At 60.3% G+C, this 16981-nt stretch carries 12 protein-coding genes; 9 read left to right on the top strand and 3 right to left on the bottom strand.

The window, feature by feature from the left end; genetic code table 11:
• Positions 1 to 48: 48 nt before the first annotated feature.
• Positions 49 to 1341, bottom strand: a complete 1293-nt coding sequence (locus LKX83_RS29500; RefSeq protein WP_227886429.1) for a sensor histidine kinase — start codon at positions 1339 to 1341, stop codon at positions 49 to 51.
• A gap of 176 nt (positions 1342 to 1517) precedes the next feature.
• Positions 1518 to 2618, bottom strand: a complete 1101-nt coding sequence (locus LKX83_RS29495) for a citrate synthase/methylcitrate synthase (RefSeq protein WP_227886425.1) — start codon at positions 2616 to 2618, stop codon at positions 1518 to 1520.
• Positions 2619 to 2851: 233 nt separating this feature from the next.
• Between LKX83_RS29495 and LKX83_RS29490 the strand changes: the two genes are divergently transcribed.
• The 9 genes from LKX83_RS29490 (at position 2852) to LKX83_RS29450 (ending at position 15938) form a co-directional block, all read left to right on the top strand.
• Positions 2852 to 4141, top strand: a complete 1290-nt coding sequence (locus tag LKX83_RS29490) for a GNAT family N-acetyltransferase (protein WP_227886422.1) — start codon at positions 2852 to 2854, stop codon at positions 4139 to 4141.
• A gap of 264 nt (positions 4142 to 4405) precedes the next feature.
• Positions 4406 to 5725: an extracellular solute-binding protein gene (locus tag LKX83_RS29485; RefSeq protein ID WP_227886420.1), complete on the top strand. Its 1320-nt coding sequence runs from the start codon at positions 4406 to 4408 to the stop codon at positions 5723 to 5725.
• A 94-nt stretch (positions 5726 to 5819) separates the two neighbouring features.
• Positions 5820 to 6740 carry a carbohydrate ABC transporter permease gene (locus tag LKX83_RS29480; RefSeq protein WP_227886418.1) on the top strand — a complete coding sequence of 307 codons (921 nt, stop codon included), beginning with the start codon at positions 5820 to 5822 and terminating at the stop codon, positions 6738 to 6740.
• A 13-nt stretch (positions 6741 to 6753) separates the two neighbouring features.
• Positions 6754 to 7587, top strand: coding sequence for a carbohydrate ABC transporter permease (locus LKX83_RS29475; RefSeq protein ID WP_227886416.1), 834 nt, complete (start codon positions 6754 to 6756; stop codon positions 7585 to 7587).
• A 30-nt stretch (positions 7588 to 7617) separates the two neighbouring features.
• Positions 7618 to 9450 (top strand): glycoside hydrolase family 66 protein, encoded by a 1833-nt coding sequence (locus LKX83_RS29470; protein ID WP_227886414.1) that lies wholly within the window; start codon positions 7618 to 7620, stop codon positions 9448 to 9450.
• 106 nt (positions 9451 to 9556) lie between these two features.
• Positions 9557 to 11365: a sensor histidine kinase gene (locus LKX83_RS29465; protein WP_227886413.1), complete on the top strand. Its 1809-nt coding sequence runs from the start codon at positions 9557 to 9559 to the stop codon at positions 11363 to 11365.
• Positions 11358 to 12920 carry a response regulator transcription factor gene (locus LKX83_RS29460; protein WP_227886412.1) on the top strand — a complete coding sequence of 521 codons (1563 nt, stop codon included), beginning with the start codon at positions 11358 to 11360 and terminating at the stop codon, positions 12918 to 12920. The genes LKX83_RS29465 and LKX83_RS29460 overlap by 8 nt, the downstream gene beginning before the upstream one ends.
• Positions 12917 to 14278: an extracellular solute-binding protein gene (locus LKX83_RS29455; RefSeq protein WP_227886411.1), complete on the top strand. Its 1362-nt coding sequence runs from the start codon at positions 12917 to 12919 to the stop codon at positions 14276 to 14278. Before LKX83_RS29460 ends, LKX83_RS29455 begins: the two co-directional genes overlap by 4 nt.
• A gap of 598 nt (positions 14279 to 14876) precedes the next feature.
• Entirely contained in the window at positions 14877 to 15938 is a 1062-nt protein-coding gene (locus LKX83_RS29450) for a Gfo/Idh/MocA family protein (protein ID WP_227886410.1), read from the top strand.
• Between the two features lie 35 nt (positions 15939 to 15973).
• Here LKX83_RS29450 and LKX83_RS29445 read toward each other — a convergent pair whose 3' ends face one another.
• Complete coding sequence (locus LKX83_RS29445; protein ID WP_227886409.1) at positions 15974 to 16756, bottom strand: hypothetical protein; 783 nt, start codon at positions 16754 to 16756, stop codon at positions 15974 to 15976.
• Positions 16757 to 16981 lie beyond the last annotated feature (225 nt).

Below are 16981 nucleotides of genomic sequence, written 5' to 3'. Positions count from 1 at the left end.
AATCCCCCCTTTTGCATTTCAGACGGTATTCATGCGAGATAGTTGCGATCAGCCGGTGATCGAACGCATGGCATCGGGGGGAGACTGCGCAGGTAGAAGCGGCAGCGAGATGAGGAATTCGGTCCCTTTTCCCGGCTCGCTTCGTACGGAAACTTCACCATTCATAGAACGGATCAATTGATAGGAATAGGTAAGCCCTACGCCGGTTCCTTTGTTTTTGGTCGAAAAATAGATGATTCCCAGCCGGTCGACTTGCTCTTTGCTCATTCCGATTCCGTTGTCCAGGATCGCGATTTTCGCATGATGGGCTTCGCGGGAAACGCGGATGGAAACTTGTCCGTTCGAGACGGACGAACAAGCCTCGATCGCATTTTTAAGAAAGTTGATCAGCAGCTGCTTGATTTCGTTTGGATTGGCGGATACGCGGATGTCCGGTCCGTTTTCGAAAGGGGACAAATGGACGTTATTCATGTTCGCGTACGGCGTCATGATCTCGACAATCGCGTTCGACAGCTCCGAAAGATCAACCGGCTCGTATTGTCGTTTGCCGGGTTTCGAAATGGACAAATATTCGGAAAGAATGAGTTCGGTCCGCTTGATTTCCTCCATGCAAATATCGATGAACTGCCGGGTCTTTTCCGGGGATAACGCCTCGTTCCGCATCAATTTCAAAAAACCGGATACCGCGGTCAAGGGGTTGCGGACTTCATGGGCGAGAGAGGCGGCGACATGATTGATGGTATCGACTTTCTCGATTCGCAGGTAATCCAGGTAAAGCTGCTTATCGGAAACCGCTTTATGGAACAGTGTAAACAACAACCATATTCCGAGGCTGTTTTGCACCGGCATTGCCAGTATATTGAAGGTCAGATTGTCCATTACATATCGACGTTCGGTGACGAGCATGACGCCGATCGGAATGACGGAAAAAAGGAGTCCCGCGATCAAAACGATGAGCATTCGCCACTTCGAATAGCGACGGTAGAGGAAGGAAAGCAGGAGGGAGAGAGGGAACGTAATCGAGAGAATGATCAGCGCCGAAAACAATCCGGCGCCGCCGAGCGACAAACGGTACGCCATAAACTCGAGAAGCAGAATCATGCCGGCGGTCATGCCGCCGAACACCAGCCCGAAAAACATAATCACGTAGCGGATATCGAAAATAATCCCATCCTCTACGCTTAGAGGAAAGGTCATCGACAACAGCAGACAGATCATGCACGTGATTACGATAAAAGGCTTGGAAAAATGGATGGCTTTGTCGCGATAATAGATGTTGTACAGCACGAAAGGCGTTAAGGCGAACAGAAGCTGCAGCAAAATATCTTTTACGTACGACATCATGGTTCCCCCACGCCAGCTTGAAGAGACAGGTTGAATTCTAGTATTCGGCGTTCTGCTGCATCTTCCTTCTCGCATGGACAAAAGTCGGCGGGGAAATATACGGACCTTTCCGACCCCTTTCAGCGCGAACGCTGGAGGGGGCTTCCATTTGTCCGTGCCGTTCGGAAAGTCGGTTAAAGATTGCCATGGAAGGGGCCGATATAGACGGATTGCGGACGGAAGATACGATTGTCGCTCGCCTGCTCCAGCAGGTGCGCGGTCCAGCCCGCGACGCGTCCGATCGTAAACGTAGGGGTGAACAGCTCGGGCGGCATAGCCAGCGCGCGAAGGATGGCGGCGGCATAAAATTCGACATTCGTGTACAGCTTCCGGCCCGGCTTGTAGGCTTGGAGCAGGCGGATCGCGACGTCTTCGACCCGCATGGCGAGATCGAAGGCGGGATCGTTTCCGGCGAGCCGGGAGGCGACGACACGCAGCGCCGCGGCGCGCGGGTCTTCCGTCTTGTAAATGCGATGGCCGAACCCCATCAGCCTCTCTCCGCGGACCAGCATCTCGCGTATCCAAGGCTCGGCGCGTTCGGGCGTTCCGATATCATCCAGCATCGCCAGCACTTCCGACGGGGCTCCGCCGTGCAGCGGTCCTTTCATCGCGCCGACGGCTCCGCTGACCGCCGCTCCCAGATCGGATTGGGTCGAAAGGACGACGCGTCCGGCGAAGGTGGAAGCGTTCAAGCCGTGCTCCATCGTTAGAATGAGGTAGGCGTTCAACGCCTCGGTTTGCGCGTCCGCGGGGCGCATGCCATTCAGCATATAAAGGAAGTTCGCCGCATGACCGAGCGTCGGATCCGGCGCGACGGGCGCGAGCCCCGCCGCCGAGCGCGCGCGATAGGCGACGAGCGTCGGCAGGAAGGCGGTCAGCCGCTCCGCTTGCGCGGCGGAAGGCGGCCACGTCCAGCCTTCCGTCTCGCCGATCACGGCCGTCGCCGCCTGGATTGCGGCCATCACGCCGACGGAGGCCGGCAGCGCGTCGAGCAGCGCTCGAATCGCGGACGGCAACTCCCGCTGCCTTGCGAAGCGCGCCTGAAGGATCGGCAGCGCGCCCGGTTCGGGCAGCGCGCCGTGCCAGAGCAGGCAAGCGACCTCTTCGTAGCGGCGGGAGACGGCCAACTCCTTGACTTCATATCCCCGGTACACCAACCGGCCTTGCTCGCCGTCCACGTAGCCGATGTTCGTCTCGGCCGCGACGACGCCTTCGAGTCCCGTCGTTTTCGCCATACGTCTATGCATCTCCTTCCGCCCGGTGAACTACGAGCGATTTCGATTTGAAGACAGTATATTCCGCCAAATTGATATTGTATATTTATTGTTTTCTTCCGGGGGTATAAAGATAATTGATCGAATCCGAAGTCCTATGTGCAGCGCGCGTGGGCGGATGCGTCTGCAGGAAGGATTCGGCGCGTTCGGGCGAGAAAAAGTAGGAGACGAAAGAGGCAAAGGAGCGATCGCACATGCAACTGATCGGAGAAGGCCGAACCGCGACCGTTCACGCGCTCGGGTCGGACCGCGTCTGGAAACGGTACCGCCCGTTTTTGCCGGAGAGCGAAGTCCGCAACGAATACCGGGTCAGCCGGTATGCCGCGGAAGCGGGCTTGGACGTGCCGCATGTATTCGGAATCGAAGAGCGGGATGGCGCTTGGGGCATCGTCTTCGAGCGAATCGAAGGCGATCCGATGCTGCGCCGCATGGTCGCCGAGCCGGCGTCGTTGGACGTGTATGCCCGCCGAATGGCCGAGCTGCATCTCGCCGTGCACGCATGCGAGGTGCCGGAAACGGCCGGGCTCCCGGACCAGAAGGGCTATTTGGCCGGCCGGATTCGTCACGCCGACCGGTTGGAAGAGCACGAAAAGAACCGTCTTCTCGCCATGCTTTCGGAGCTGCCTTCCGCGACCGCGCTCTGTCACGGCGACTACCATCCGGACAATATCATGCTCGGCAGCCGCGCCTGGATCATCGACTGGTCGAACGGCCTGCGGGGCCATCCGGCAGGAGACGTCGCGCGGACGTGGCTGCTGCTGACCTTCGGGACGATGCCGGACGACCTCCCGGCGTCGGTGCGCGAAACGCTTGACCGGATGCGGCTGCGCATCCGGGACGCGTACCTGGCGAGCTATTTGGAGGGGGCGAGGTTGAAGCGGGACGACATCGATGATTGGTTTTTGCCCGTGGCGGCCGCGAGATTGGTCGAAGGACTGCCCGAGCCGGAGTGTCTCGCGGTACTGGCGTTTGTCCGGGAGCAGCTCGCCGCTGCGGACGAGCCGGCGGGCGTGGCGCTACGGCCCGTGGAGCGTGAGGACCTGCCGGTTTTCTTTGCCCATCAACGAGACGCGGAGGCTAATCGGATGGCCGCTTTTACCGCCCAGGATCCGCACGACAGGAGCGCGTTCGACGCCCGCTGGCAGCGGGTGTTAAACGGGGAGCGGCACGCGGCGAGGACCATCCTGTTCGAAGGCGAAGTTGCGGGTAACGTGCTCGCTTTTCCGTCGGAGGAAGGCATGATGATCGCTTACTGGATCGGCCGCGACTATTGGGGGCGAGGCGTCGCGACGGCCGGTCTGGCTCTGTTTCTGAAGGCGTACGGGACGCGCCCGCTGTTCGCCCGCGCGGCCAAGGACAACGCCGCCTCGCTTCGGGTGCTCGCGCGAAACGGCTTCTCCATCGTCGGCGAGGATCGCGGCTTCGCGAACGCGCGCGGCGAAGAGATCGAGGAATTTGTTTTGCGGCTGGGGGACGAAGCCTGACCGTTTCTCCTCTCCGATACCCCCTGTTTCCGCGAACCGCATATCGTCCTAAACGCACCCCGGCACGGAGCGCCTCTCCGCTGCCGGGGTGTCTTTTATTTGGCCGGATGGCGCAATAAAAAGCACCTCGTGTAGTCTTCGGTGCGACGCGCCGCCGCATCATCGTGATATTTGACACCATCGCAGTATGGCAAGCGGTTTCGAGGCGGCGGAATCGGCGTCATACTGACGGAGAAGTCCATTCTGAAGGGAGCTCGAAAAGAAATGGGGATCAGCATGAAAGCGGTCGGCGGGGTGCTCGCGGCGGCGCTCGCGGTTTCGCTAACCGCCTGCGGCAGCGGAAACGGTGGCGATTCGGCGTCGAGTCCGGGCGCGAGCGCGCCGTCCGCCAGCGGTACCGCGGCGCCCGCGCCGAAGGATCGCGTGAAGCTCGAATACTGGCACACCTATAGCGATCAAGAAGAAAAGGTGCTGACGGAAAAAATCAAGCCGGCGTTCGAGGCGGCGTATCCGAATATCGAGCTGCAGCTGACCCGAATGCCATACGAGGGGCTGAAGCAGCAGGTGATCGCAGGGGTGGCGGGAGACGCCGCGCCGGATCTGATGCGCATGGACATCGTATGGGTTCCCGAGTTCGCCTCGCAAGGCGCGCTCGCGAAGCTGAGCGACTTCGAGGGCTTCGACGAGGTGAAGGCGAACGTCTTTGACGGACCGCTCGCCACCAATCTGTTTAATGGCGAGTACTATGGCGTCCCCGTCAATACGAATACGAAGGTCGCCATCTACAACAAAAAGACGTTGGCGGAAGCGGGGCTCGCCGAAGCGCCGAAAACGATGGACGAATTGGTGAAGGCGGCCGAGACGCTGAAGGGAAAAGGCAAGTTCGGGCTCGGCGTGTCGGGCGTGAACGCGTGGGGGCTGGCACCGTGGTTCTGGAGCCTCGGCGGCCAAATCACGAACGCCGACTATACGAAAGCGGACGGGTACCTGAACAGCCCGGAAAGCGTGAAAGCGCTCGAGACGATCGTGTCGTGGAACCAAAAAGGACTCATCATCCCGACGATGCTGGGTGGCGAACCGGGTACCTGGGACGGCCTGAAGAGCGGCGAATATCTGATGACGGACGACGGTCCCTGGTTCTACAGCATTCTCATGAACGAGAAGGATGCGAAGTTCGATCCGATGGCGGAAACCATGCGCGGCCTGATGCCGGCGGGCGCTGGCGGAAGCCGGTCGGTCATCGGCGGGGAGGACCTCGTCGTGTTCGCGAACTCCAAGCATCCGAAGGAAGCCTGGACGTTCGCCCAATGGATGATGACGGAGGAGCCGCAGAAAATGATGGCCGAGGTCGGCCTCATCCCGTCCAACAAAGCGGCGGCCGAAGCGATGAAGAGCATGGACATCCCGTTCGTGGGCGAGTTCGTCCAGCAGCTCGAGACGGCGCTGCCGCGGACGCCGATCCCGCAGTGGGGCGAGATGGAGGGCATCTTCAATCTGAGCTTCGAAAAAGCGATCCGCGGCGAAAAACAGCCGAAGGAAGCGCTGGACGAAGCTGTCAAGCAGATCGACGCGCTCTTGAAATAAGCCAGACAGCCCGCTAATCGGCGGCCGTCCGCGCTTGCGGCTAACGCGCAGGACGGTCGGCCGCCCCTAAGCTTCCGAGAGGAGAGTGGACGCGGTGTCCCCGAGCAAAAGCAGGTTCGCGGTCGGGCTGCGGCAGTGGATGGCGGTCCTGCCCTATATCGCGCTGGGGCTGATCGGAACGGCGGTTTTCGTTCTCTATCCGATGATCAAAAACGTCCTGATCAGCTTCCAAAATTTCAGCATCATGCCGAACGCCACGAACGCGTGGGTCGGCTTCGACAATTACGCCAAAGTGTTCGAGGACCCGAACGGCAAGTTTTGGATCGCGCTTCGCAACACGTTTCTGAACGTCGTCGCCACGGTGCCGGTCAATTGGTTTCTGGCGATTCTGTTCGCGGTGCTCATCAACGCCAAGTTCGTCAAGTACAAGATCGTCTTTCGGACGATCTACTATTTGCCGATCGTGACGTCGTGGATCATTATCGCCCTGCTGTTCAAATATTTATTCGCGGACGGCGACGGCGGCTTCGTGAACTATATCCTGCATCAAAAGCTCGGTTTGCTGCCGAAGGCGATTTCCTGGCGCAGCAACTATTGGTCCGCGATGGTCATGATCTGGCTGTTTCATATTTGGAAGACGGTCGGGTGGGGCGTCGTCATTTATTTGGCCGCGCTGCAAGGCGTGCCCAAGGATCTGTACGAGGCGGCGGATATCGACGGGGCAAATGCGGGCCAGCGCTTCTGGCGCATCACGATTCCGCTGCTGAAGCCGATCAGCGTCTTCGTCCTGATCAACCTTGTGAACGGGGCGTTCGGCTTTTTTCCGCAAGTGTACTTCATCACCAAAGGCGGGCCGATGGATCAGACGCAGGTCATCCCGAGCCTCATCTACACCCAGGCGTTCGAACATCTCAAGTTCGGCCCCGCGGCGGCGATGGGCTTCATGATGGGGATCATGGTCTTTCTCCTCACCTATTCGCAGATGGCCAAGATCGGCAAGCAGAGAATGTTCTAACTAGGAGGCGCGCATGCAAACTTCGCTGCTCGGCAAAACCGCGGTATACGCGGTCATTCTCGTCGGCGCTCTTCTGTTCCTGTTCCCGTTTGTCTACATGATCCTGACGACCTTTTTCCTGGGCACGAACACGCTCCCCAAGCCGAACGAGGTGTTCCACGTCACGCCCAATTTCGCCAATTACGAGACGGTATGGAACAAAAACCACTTTACGACCTATTTCATGAACAGCGTCATCGTCACGTCGGTCGCCATGGTCGGCTCGCTTTTTTTGGGCGCGCTGACGGCGTACGGGTTTTCCCGGTTTCCGTTTCCCGGCAAAGAGTTCGTCTTCCGGATCTTCCTTCTGACGATGATGATTCCCGGGGTCATCAACATCATCCCGCAGTTCGTCACCATCAAAGGCCTCGGCCTCGTGAATACGTATTGGGGGCTGTGGCTCGTTTATATCGCGGGCGGCGTCGTGGGCAACATGTTTTTTCTGAGAGGCTTCTTCGAGAGCATTCCGAAGGAGCTGGAGGAGTCCGTGCTCATCGACGGCGGCGGCAGCTGGCGCATCTTCTGGAACATCTATCTGCCGCAGTCGCTTCCCGCGATGGGGACGCTCGCCATTTTTATTTTCCAGGGCACGTGGGAGGAGTACTTCCTCGCGCTCACGCTGATCAAGAGCGAAGCGCTGCGGACGCTGCCGATCGCGATCTTGATGTTCAACGACAAGTACGCCACCAATTACGGACAAATCTTCGCCGCGTCGATGATCGCCTTGCTGCCGGTTATTCTCATCTATATGGCGTTCCAGAAAAAGTTCGTGCAGTCCGGGTTTAACGAAGGCGGCGTCAAAGGCTGAACCGGCGAAAAGGCGACAAGGAGAAAACGGATGTTCCTCAAAAACGTTGCGAACAACCGCGGCGCCACACAAGCGCGGCGGCTTCGAAAGGCGGGACTGCTCGCAGCCGCGCTGACGCTGTGCGGCTCCCTCGCCGCCTGCGAGCGGCGCGAAACGATTTCCGTCCTGAAGACACCCGAAGCCGAGCTTCTCGGCGCAGTCTCGACGGACAAAGCCCGCTATGCGCCGGGCGAATCCGTTCGGTTCGCGCTGAAGCTGAGCGCGGCGGGACGCCAGGATCGGCTACTCGTCCGATACAAACACCTGAACGACGTCGTCGAGGAGACGGAGATCCCGGTGCGGGAAGCCTCCAAACTGCAGTGGGAGTGGCGGCCTCCGTCGGACGATTATACCGGCTATTTGGCGGAAATCTTCCTGTTGCGCGACGGCAAGGCGGCCGACCGTCGAAATATCGCGGTCGACGTCTCCTCCGATTGGGGCAAGTTCCCCCGGTACGGCTATCTCGCCGACTTCATGACGATGCGCCGCGAAGACCGCGAGGCCGTCGTGGACCGTCTGAATCGCTATCACCTGAACGGCCTGCAATTCTACGACTGGCAGTGGAAGCACCACGACCCGGTCAAGACCGGCCCCTCGGGGGAGCCTGCCGACGTCTGGACGGATATCGCGGGGCGAGAGGTGTCGCTGGAAACGGTGCAAGATTACATCGCGCTCGCCCATGATCGCAATATGAAGGCAATGAACTACAATCTGCTGTTCGGGGCTTACGAGGACGCCGAACGGGACGGCGTGCGCCGAGAGTGGGGGCTGTTCAAGGACCCGACGGGCGAGACGCAGGACCGTCATCCGCTGCCGGAAAGCTGGGCGAGCGATCTGCTCCTTCAGGACCCGTCGAATCCGGACTGGCAGCGGTACCTCTTCGCCAAGGAACGGGAGACGTTCCGGCTGCTGCCGTTCGACGGATGGCACGTCGACCAGTTGGGTGACCGGGGCGCCCGCTGGAACGCGGAGGGCAAAAGCGTAAATCTGGCCGCGACGTACGCGCCGTTCCTGCAAGCGGCCAAACGTTCGGTCGACGTCGACTACGTTATGAACGCGGTCGGCCAGTTCGGCCAGCCCTATCTCGCCAAGCAGGCGCCGGTCAAGTTCCTGTATACAGAGGTGTGGGAAGGTCACCCGCAGTACAAGCATTTGAAGATGATCATCGATCAGAACCGCAAGCTTTCTGACGGCCGGCTGAACACGGTGCTCGCCGCCTATATGAACTACGATTTGTCCGACAACAAGGGCGAATTCAACGCGCCTGGCATCCTGATCGCAGACGCGGTCGTATTCGCTTCCGGCGGCGCCCATCTGGAGCTGGGGGAAAATCTGCTGTCCAAAGAGTATTTTCCGCATCGCAACCTGTCCGTGACGCCGGCGCTCGAGCGACAGCTGATCGTCTACTACGACTTCCTGACGGCTTACCAGAATCTGCTGCGGGACGGAGCGGAGGATATGGCGCTCGAAGCGACGGCGGATGGAGGCGCGGAACTGTCCGGCGAAGCCGAAGCGGGCAAGATCTGGACGTTCGCGAAGCGCAAGGACCGGCGGGAGATGATCCATCTGATCAACTTCGCGAACGCGACGACGATGAACTGGAACGATACGGACGGCCGACAGGCGGAGCCGGCCGAGCGGGAGGCGCTTCGTCTCGCGATCCGGACCGACAGACGGGCCGAGAAGGCTTGGCTGGCGTCGCCGGACTACTATGGCGGATCGGCCGTGCCGCTGGACTTCGAGCAGACGGACGGAACGTTGAAGCTGACGATTCCCAAACTGCGCTATTGGGTCATGGTCGTCGTCGAGTACGCCGAATCCTGATCGGTTAAGCCACAAAGCGTGGCCGTGGACTTCTTCTGGAAAACGCTTGCATACGCCAATCCCGGGCTTTTGTAGTACACTTGAGCCAGAAAGGGGGGCGCCGGGAATGGGCCATATACGCATCTTCAACCGATTCGCGACGCGGATGATCGCCGCGTTCGTCGCGGTGATCTTGTTTCCGGCCGTCTTCACGAGCGCTTCCTTCTACCTGGTCTCGAACGGCACGGTCAAAAGCAACGTGCGCGCCTCCTCCGTTCAAATCGCGCGGCAGGCGGCCGACTCGCTCTCCTTTATTCTAAACGCCGGAAGCGACGTTTCGGACCTCGTCTACAGCGACCTGAAAATCCAAAACGTCGTCGGAAGCAGCGGCGATGCCAGCCAAAACCTGAAGGCCTGGCGGGAGAACGAGCGTTATCTGGAGAGCTTTCTCAACAACATCGTCTATTCCAGCTCGTTCGTAAACATCGTCTACGTCATCAAAAACCGGGAAGAAAGCTGGGGCAGCGGGACGTTTTCCCGCATCAAGCTGTCTCGATACGATCTGGACGGAGCGGCATGGACGCGCGAGGCGAAGACGAGGGACGGCGGGCTCGTCTGGCTCGGGCTGCAGGAAGACCGTTTCAGCGGCGGCGGCGACAGCACGGAGCTCGTGCTGCCGATCGCTCGCGCGTTGAAAGACTTCGATACGATGCGGACGATCGGTTACGTCCTGGTCAATCTGAACGGCCGCAAAATATTGGACAACATTTCAAGCATGAAGCTGGGCGCGACGGGCGGCTTCTTCGTCGTGGACGGGGCGGGTCGCATCATGGTCGACGCGGACCGCGGCCGCATCGGCGCGACCGTCGACAATGCCGAGCTGCTGGCGAAAATCAAAGAGGATCCGGCGGTCGAGTTCGAATTCGCGAGCGGCGGCGTGCCCTATTACGGTGTCAAGCAGCGTCTTTCCAACGGCTGGCTCATCGTCGGCACGGTACCGATCCATGAAATCACCGACAAGCTCGACGCGCTGCACCATCAAATCCTTTTCTCGTTCGGCGCCTTTACGCTGGCGGGCATATTGATCGGGCTCGTCATCGCGGGGCGGGTCACGCGTCCGGTGAAGCAGCTGACCCGGCAGATGAAGCTCGTCCAGCTCGGCGATCTCTCCGCGCGAACCCACGTGCTCAGCCACGACGAATTCGGGCTCATGAGCCGCCAGTTCAACCGGATGATCGCCGACGTCGAGCGGCTCATGGCACAGGTGTCCCTGGAGCAGCGGCAAAAGCAGGACGCCGAGCTTCGGGCGGTCGCCCACCGGATCAATCCGCATTTCCTGTTCAACACGCTCGGGACGCTGCGCTGGCTCGTCAAGTACGGCCAGTCCGAGCGCGCGTACGAAGGCATCTCCGCGTTGATCCGGCTGCTGGAGGCGAATATGGGCAAGGAGGGAAACTTCGTCACCGTGGCGGAGGAGCTGGGCATCATCGAAAAGTACTTGGCGATTTTGGAGCTGCGCTACAGCCGCAAGTTTCGCTTGAACGCCAAGATCGAGCCGGGCGCGGCATCGTTCGTCATCCCCCGGATGCTCGTCCAGCCGCTTGTGGAGAACGCCATTTTCCATGGCATCGTTCCGAAGGAGTCGGACGGCGAGATCGCGATCGAAGCCCGCCGGCTCGGCGAGGCCGTCGAGCTCGTCGTGCGGGACGACGGCGTCGGCCTGCCGCCCGCGTGGGCAGAGATAGATCCGTCGCTGTCGGAGAAGATACGCGACGGATGGGGCGGGATCGGCCTGCGGCATGTCGTCGAGAGCGTAGACCTGTATTACGGACGGGGCTCCGGCGTGACGATCGGTCCGGCGGAAGGCGGAGGCACAGTTGTGCGGGTCGTGCTGTATCCGAAGGCGGCGGGACAGGAGGGGGAGGCGTATGCTTAACGTCTTGATCGTGGACGACGAGCCGGTTATCCGCTTCGGGCTGCGGGCCTCCGTGGATTGGGCGCGGGAAGACATGCGGGTCGTCGGCGACTGCGCGAACGGAGCGGCGGCGCTCGAACGGTTGGCGGAGGTGCCGGCCGACATCCTGATCACGGATATCAAGATGCCGGTCATGGACGGCCTGACATTGACGCGGGTCGCGCTGGAGCGCTATCCGCGACTCAAGGTCGTCCTTGTCAGCAGCCACAACGACTTCGCCTTCGTGCGCGAAGGGCTGCAGCTCGGCGTCGTCGATTATATTTTGAAGCACTCGCTCGAGCCGGAGGAGCTGGTCTCCATTTTGCGCAAATGCCGGGCGCTGATCGCAGAGGACGAACGGCTCGGCGATCGGCTGCGGGAAGCGGAACGAGACGAACGGGTCCGCCTTCGCAGTCGGCACGAGCGGGAGCTTAAGCGTTATCTCGCAGAGCCGGAGAAGGAGATCGAAGACGGAGCGTTTCCGGCTTGGCTGAACGGAGCGTTTCGGGCGGTCGTCGTGACGCTGGCGCAAGTCCGGGACCTGCTGGAGACGTACGGGGATCTGTACGAAACGATCCTGCACGATCAACTGATCGAGGCGATCTATCGCCGGGTGCCGGAAGGCATCGCGGTATCGGCCGCGGACCAGGGGCTGTTCCTGCTGCTGCCGGACGAATGGGCGGGTGCCGTTCCGCTCGCCGGACTCCGGGAGGAGTTGGAACGGGAGATCGGGCTCGGCGTCACGTTCGGGTGCGCCGACGGGACCGGCTTGGCGGCAGTGCCAGGGTGCTATCGCCGGAGCAGGTTGGCCAGCGAAAGGAGCTTCTTCGAAGGCGTGGGGCTGTACGTCCGATCCGGCGAAGAGAGCGGAGTCCTCGGTGGGCCTAATCTGTCGGAACGGCTCCGGGGGCTCGATCCCGAAAACGAAGCGTTCCGGCAAAGGCTCGCGGAGTGGCAGGCGGAAGGGGCGAGCGGGAACCTCTCGCCATCGGACCTGAAAGAAGACGCCTGCCGGGTACTTTCCGCCCGGTTCAAGCTGACGGCCGATCCGTACGCGCTCGTCGAAGCGTTCGAGCGGCTGTTTCGCGCCGATTCGCTCGCGGAGCTCGCGCGCCGGCTAAAGGAGCAATTCGGGGAGCTGCGCGGTCTCTCTTCCAGTCCGCCGGACGAGGCGGCCCATCCGATCGACAAAGCGCTCGCCTACATCCGCCAGCGCTATCTGGAGCCGATGACGCTGCAGCAGGTGGCAGATGCCGTTCACGTAAGCCGGAGCTACTTTTCGATTCTGTTCAAGAAGACGACCGGACGCAACTTCATCGATTACCTGATCGATCTTCGCGTCGCCAAAGCCAAAGAACTGCTCGCCCATACGGAATTGCGCGTATACGAGGTTGCCGAGCGTTCCGGGTTCAACGACGTGAAGTATTTCAGCAAGCTGTTCAAAAAAATCGAAGGCTGCGCGCCGGTGGACTACCGCGAAGGACAAAGGCAGGATTCGCCGCCGGCGGCAGCCCCGAAGGGAGCGGGAAACCCATGAGCCGTCCGGTCGGTCGGGCGCGCCGAGCGTTCGGGTCCGGAGACTTCCGGGCGAAGGCGGCGATGTGCCTGCTGGTGCTCCTCCTTCTGTTCGCAGCCGGGTGCGCCAAGGACGGCATCATCGAGGACGTCTCGAACGTCGCCCGGCTGGACGACGTTCCCGTCAAGACGGTCGTCGTCTGGCATACGTACAGCGACGAAGAAAATCGGATCTTCGAGGAGACGGTCATCCCGGCCTTCGAGCGGGCGAATCCGGGCATCCGCATCGAGGCCGTGCGCCAATCCTCGAACCAAGAATATCAGGCCGCCTTGATCGCCAGAGCTTCGGCGAACAAGACGCCCGACGTCGTTCGTCTCGACTATGCCTGGATTCCCCGCTTCGCAAGCCACGGGCTGCTCGAGCCTCTCGACGGCTATCCCGGCTACGCCGAGGTCGCGGCCAAGACGGGCGACCGGCTGCTCGAGCTGAATCGGATCGGCAACCGGACGTACGGCTTGCCGCTCAATATGAATACGAAAGCCGCCATTTACAACCGCGCGCTGCTGGAGGCGTCGGGGCAGAAGCAGCCGCCCGACTCGCTGCGGACGCTCGTCGATGTCGCCCGCGAGCGGCATTGGATACTGGGGATGTCCGGACTCGAGATGTGGCAGTCGCTGCCGTACTTTTTCGCGCTGGGCGGCAAGCTTTCCGATCCGTCGTTTGCGCGGACGGACGGTTATCTGAACGGCGAGGACAGCGTTCGGGCGGCCGAAACGATGGCGAGCCTTTTCCGCGAAGGCGTGCTCAACCCGAATTTGCTGAACGGGGCGGGCGACCTGTGGACCGAAATCTACGAGGGGCGCAAGGTGCTCATGATGGACGAAGGGCCTTGGTATTACAGCATCCTCTTAAACGTCGCGAATCCGAAGGCCGATCTGACGCGTTTGACGGTAGCCGCGCCGTTTCCGTCGGACGGGGCGAACGGGCCGATCGTCGGCGGAGAGAGCCTCGTGATGACGCGGGGCGCGGCGTACAAGGCGGAGGCGTGGACGTTTATCCGCTGGATGATGCGGCCGGAGACGCAGACGGAGATGTTCGGGGCGGGGCTCATTCCGACGAACGCGGACGCGCTCGCCGCCGCGAAGGCGGGAGGCGCATCGACGACGTACATGGACGCTTTCCTGAAAGGCATCGAACATGCGTATTATCGCCCGCCGCTCCCGCGGTGGAACGAGATCGACAAACGGTATGAGGAAGCGATGGAGGACATTTTCTTGGGCACGCGAGACGTACGGGACATCTTGAACGAAGCGTCCGCGGCGATCGACCGGGTGTTGGCGGAACCCAGAGGCGCCAGCTCCGGCGCCGGAACGCCCTAGTAGATTGACCCGAAAATAATGTAACTATATTCCGGTTGTTGCTTTTCCGTTAAAGGTTACAAAATGGATACCAAAGTCACAAGTAAAAACGGCTTCGCCGTCCTTAGAGGAGGGCGAGACGTCATAACCAGCGTGGTCGCGGAGTCATCTCGTCCGTTCAAAGCTGGAGGGCTTCCGGTTGAACCTGAATTCGGTGCTTGACCAACGGGTTAGCTTCGAACGAGTGATCGGTTTGGAACATGGCTGCGCTAACAGTTGTCAGAGCGCTTATTCGGCCAAAAAAACGGAGGTTTCTTTTCTAACGGTTGCATGCGCGCTTATTTGGAAGAAACAGCCCCTATGCCTGCGAAAAACCGAAAAATAGGCTCGCTGTCAACCGTTACATTTTGCAAACCTCCGTTTCACCCCAAATAGCGTCGGTCACAACCGTTTGAATTTTCGCCCGCTATTACGCACTCCCATCTACTCCTCTGGTCAAGCACCGATATCGGTTATGAGCCGGAATTCCCGTTTATCCCCGGCTTGGGGCTTAAGCACGTTACTTCAGGATCTTCCTACTAGACAAGAGCGAACAGACGTGAAAGCGAGGAGTGCGAAGATGGAGACGATACGCATTGGATTGATCGGGCTGGGCGACATGGCTCGCGCCCATTTGAGAGAATTGGAGAAGCTGCCGCAGTTTCGCGTGAAGGCCATATGCGACGTCCGGGCGGAGGAGCTGGCGTCGTGGGGAGAGCGGCTCGGCATTGACCCGGCTCGACGTCACGCGGACTATGCCGGACTGATCGCGGACGAGGAGGTCGACGCGATCGTGTCGATCACCCCGAACGCGCTGCATGCACCGATCATGGCGGCCTGCCTCGCGGCGGGCAAGCCCTTCCTGTCCGAAAAGCCGTTTACGCGGACGTTTGACGAGGCGACGGAGCTGCTCGCGCAATACAAACGCAATCCGATAGCCGCATTGATCGGCTTCGGCTACCGGTACACGCCTGCATTCCGCTTCGCGCGGGACCAGCTCGCGGCCGGTCGGATCGGCGAGGTGCGGAGCTTTTCGATGCAGTATTTGCAAGGCTGGGGATCGGCCGTGTACGACGTCCCGTACGTGTGGCGCTTCGACAAGGCGGTGACCGGCACGGGAACGTTGGGCGACTTGGGCGCGCACATGGTCGATCTGGCGCACTATCTGTTCGGTCCTTTCGACGAGTTGTCCGCTCGGCTGCAAACGCTGATCCCCGCGCGCAGGAGCGCGTCGTCTGGCGAGATGCAGACGGTCGAAGTCGACGACTTCGCCAGTTTTCAAGCGCGAATGGCCGGCGGTGCGGCGGGAATCTTCCAGACGTCGCGCAACTGCATCGGATCGGGCAATCAACTGGAGGTGTCGATCTACGGCGACCTCGGCACGCTGCACGCCAGCACGTTGGCGCAGGAGCAGCTTGTCTGGATTCGGCTGGATCCCGATACCGGGGAGCTGTCCGAGCAGAAGCTGCAGGTACCCGCACGCGTCCGCCGGGCGCTGTGGGAGGACTTCGCGGCGCTGCTCGGAGGTGCGGAGCCGGACGGCGTCCCCGATTTCCGGGCCGGCTACGAGAACCAGCGGGTGCTGGAAGCGATCGTGCGGTCGCACGAGGCGAAGCGTACCGTCGCTCTGGCGGAACTATAAGCGGGGCGGGCGACTTTAGCAGGTTGTACGGCGGGTTACACCCCGCAATCGCGCTGGCGATGAGCGCTGTAACCCGAATTTATCGGGTTACATGCCGCGGCCACGCTGTCAGGAGCGCTGTAACCCGTATTTTTCGGGGTTACATGCCATTTTTTCGTCGTCGGGAGCGCCGCATTCACGCCTTCTATCCGAGCCGCGGTTCGTTCGGTGAGGCGGAACGAGGAGGTACGGGGCGAGGAGCGCCTCGAGCAGGCGGTGGCAGCCCAAAAGGGAGCCGTGGACGCTACATAGGGGCTACGGCGGCAAGATCGGACGAAGAAGGAGTCGTGGACTCCTACATGGGAGCCGTAGCGGTAAAATCGGCCGATGAAGGAATCGTGGACTCCTACATGGAGGCTGTGGCGGCAAGATCGGCCGAAGAAGGAGTCGTGGACTCCTACATGGAGGCTGCGTCTGCAAGATCGGCCGAATCGAGAAATCGCCGATGTCGTATGTAAACTACCTACATTCACCGAAATGGCCGATCGAGCACCAATGTGCGTATGTAAACTACCTACATTCGGCGAAGTCGCCGAGCAATCACCAATGTACGTATATAAACTACCTACATTCACCGAAATGGCCGAGCGAGCACCAATGTACGTATATAAACTACCTACATTCACCGAAATGGCCGAGCGAGCACCAATGTGCGTATGTAAACTACCTACATTCACCGAAATGGCCGAGCAATCACCAATGTGCGTATGTAAACTACCTACATTCACCGAAATGGCCGAGCAATCACCAATGTGCGTATGTAAACTACCTACATTCACCGAAATGGCCGATCGAGCACCAATGTGCGTATGTAAACTACCTACATTCGGCGAAGTCGCCTAGCAATCACCAATGTGCGTATGTAAACTACCTACATTCACCGAAATGGTCGATCGAGCACCAATGTGCGTATGTAAACTACCTACATTCACCGAAATGGCCGAGCGAGCACCAATGTGCGTATGTAAACTACCTACATTCACCGAAATGGCCGAGCGAGCACC

Source organism: Cohnella baijiui (genome assembly GCF_020731285.1).
In the GTDB taxonomy this organism is placed as follows: Bacteria; Bacillota; Bacilli; order Paenibacillales; family Paenibacillaceae; genus Cohnella.
Note: the sequence above shows the minus strand (reverse complement) of the source record. Positions and strands in the feature narration are given on the sequence as shown.

Excerpts from the sequence above, each read along its gene's own strand:
- LKX83_RS29465 (WP_227886413.1), top strand. The coding sequence starts at position 9,557 with ATGGGCCATATACGCATCTTCAACCGATTCGCGACGCGGATGATCGCC.
- LKX83_RS29450 (WP_227886410.1), top strand. The coding sequence starts at position 14,877 with ATGGAGACGATACGCATTGGATTGATCGGGCTGGGCGACATGGCTCGC.
- LKX83_RS29455 (WP_227886411.1), top strand. The coding sequence starts at position 12,917 with ATGAGCCGTCCGGTCGGTCGGGCGCGCCGAGCGTTCGGGTCCGGAGAC.
- LKX83_RS29500 (WP_227886429.1), bottom strand. The coding sequence starts at position 1,341 with ATGTCGTACGTAAAAGATATTTTGCTGCAGCTTCTGTTCGCCTTAACG.
- LKX83_RS29495 (WP_227886425.1), bottom strand. The coding sequence starts at position 2,618 with ATGGCGAAAACGACGGGACTCGAAGGCGTCGTCGCGGCCGAGACGAAC.
- LKX83_RS29475 (WP_227886416.1), top strand. The coding sequence starts at position 6,754 with ATGCAAACTTCGCTGCTCGGCAAAACCGCGGTATACGCGGTCATTCTC.
- LKX83_RS29470 (WP_227886414.1), top strand. The coding sequence starts at position 7,618 with ATGTTCCTCAAAAACGTTGCGAACAACCGCGGCGCCACACAAGCGCGG.
- LKX83_RS29460 (WP_227886412.1), top strand. The coding sequence starts at position 11,358 with ATGCTTAACGTCTTGATCGTGGACGACGAGCCGGTTATCCGCTTCGGG.
- LKX83_RS29490 (WP_227886422.1), top strand. The coding sequence starts at position 2,852 with ATGCAACTGATCGGAGAAGGCCGAACCGCGACCGTTCACGCGCTCGGG.
- LKX83_RS29485 (WP_227886420.1), top strand. The coding sequence starts at position 4,406 with ATGGGGATCAGCATGAAAGCGGTCGGCGGGGTGCTCGCGGCGGCGCTC.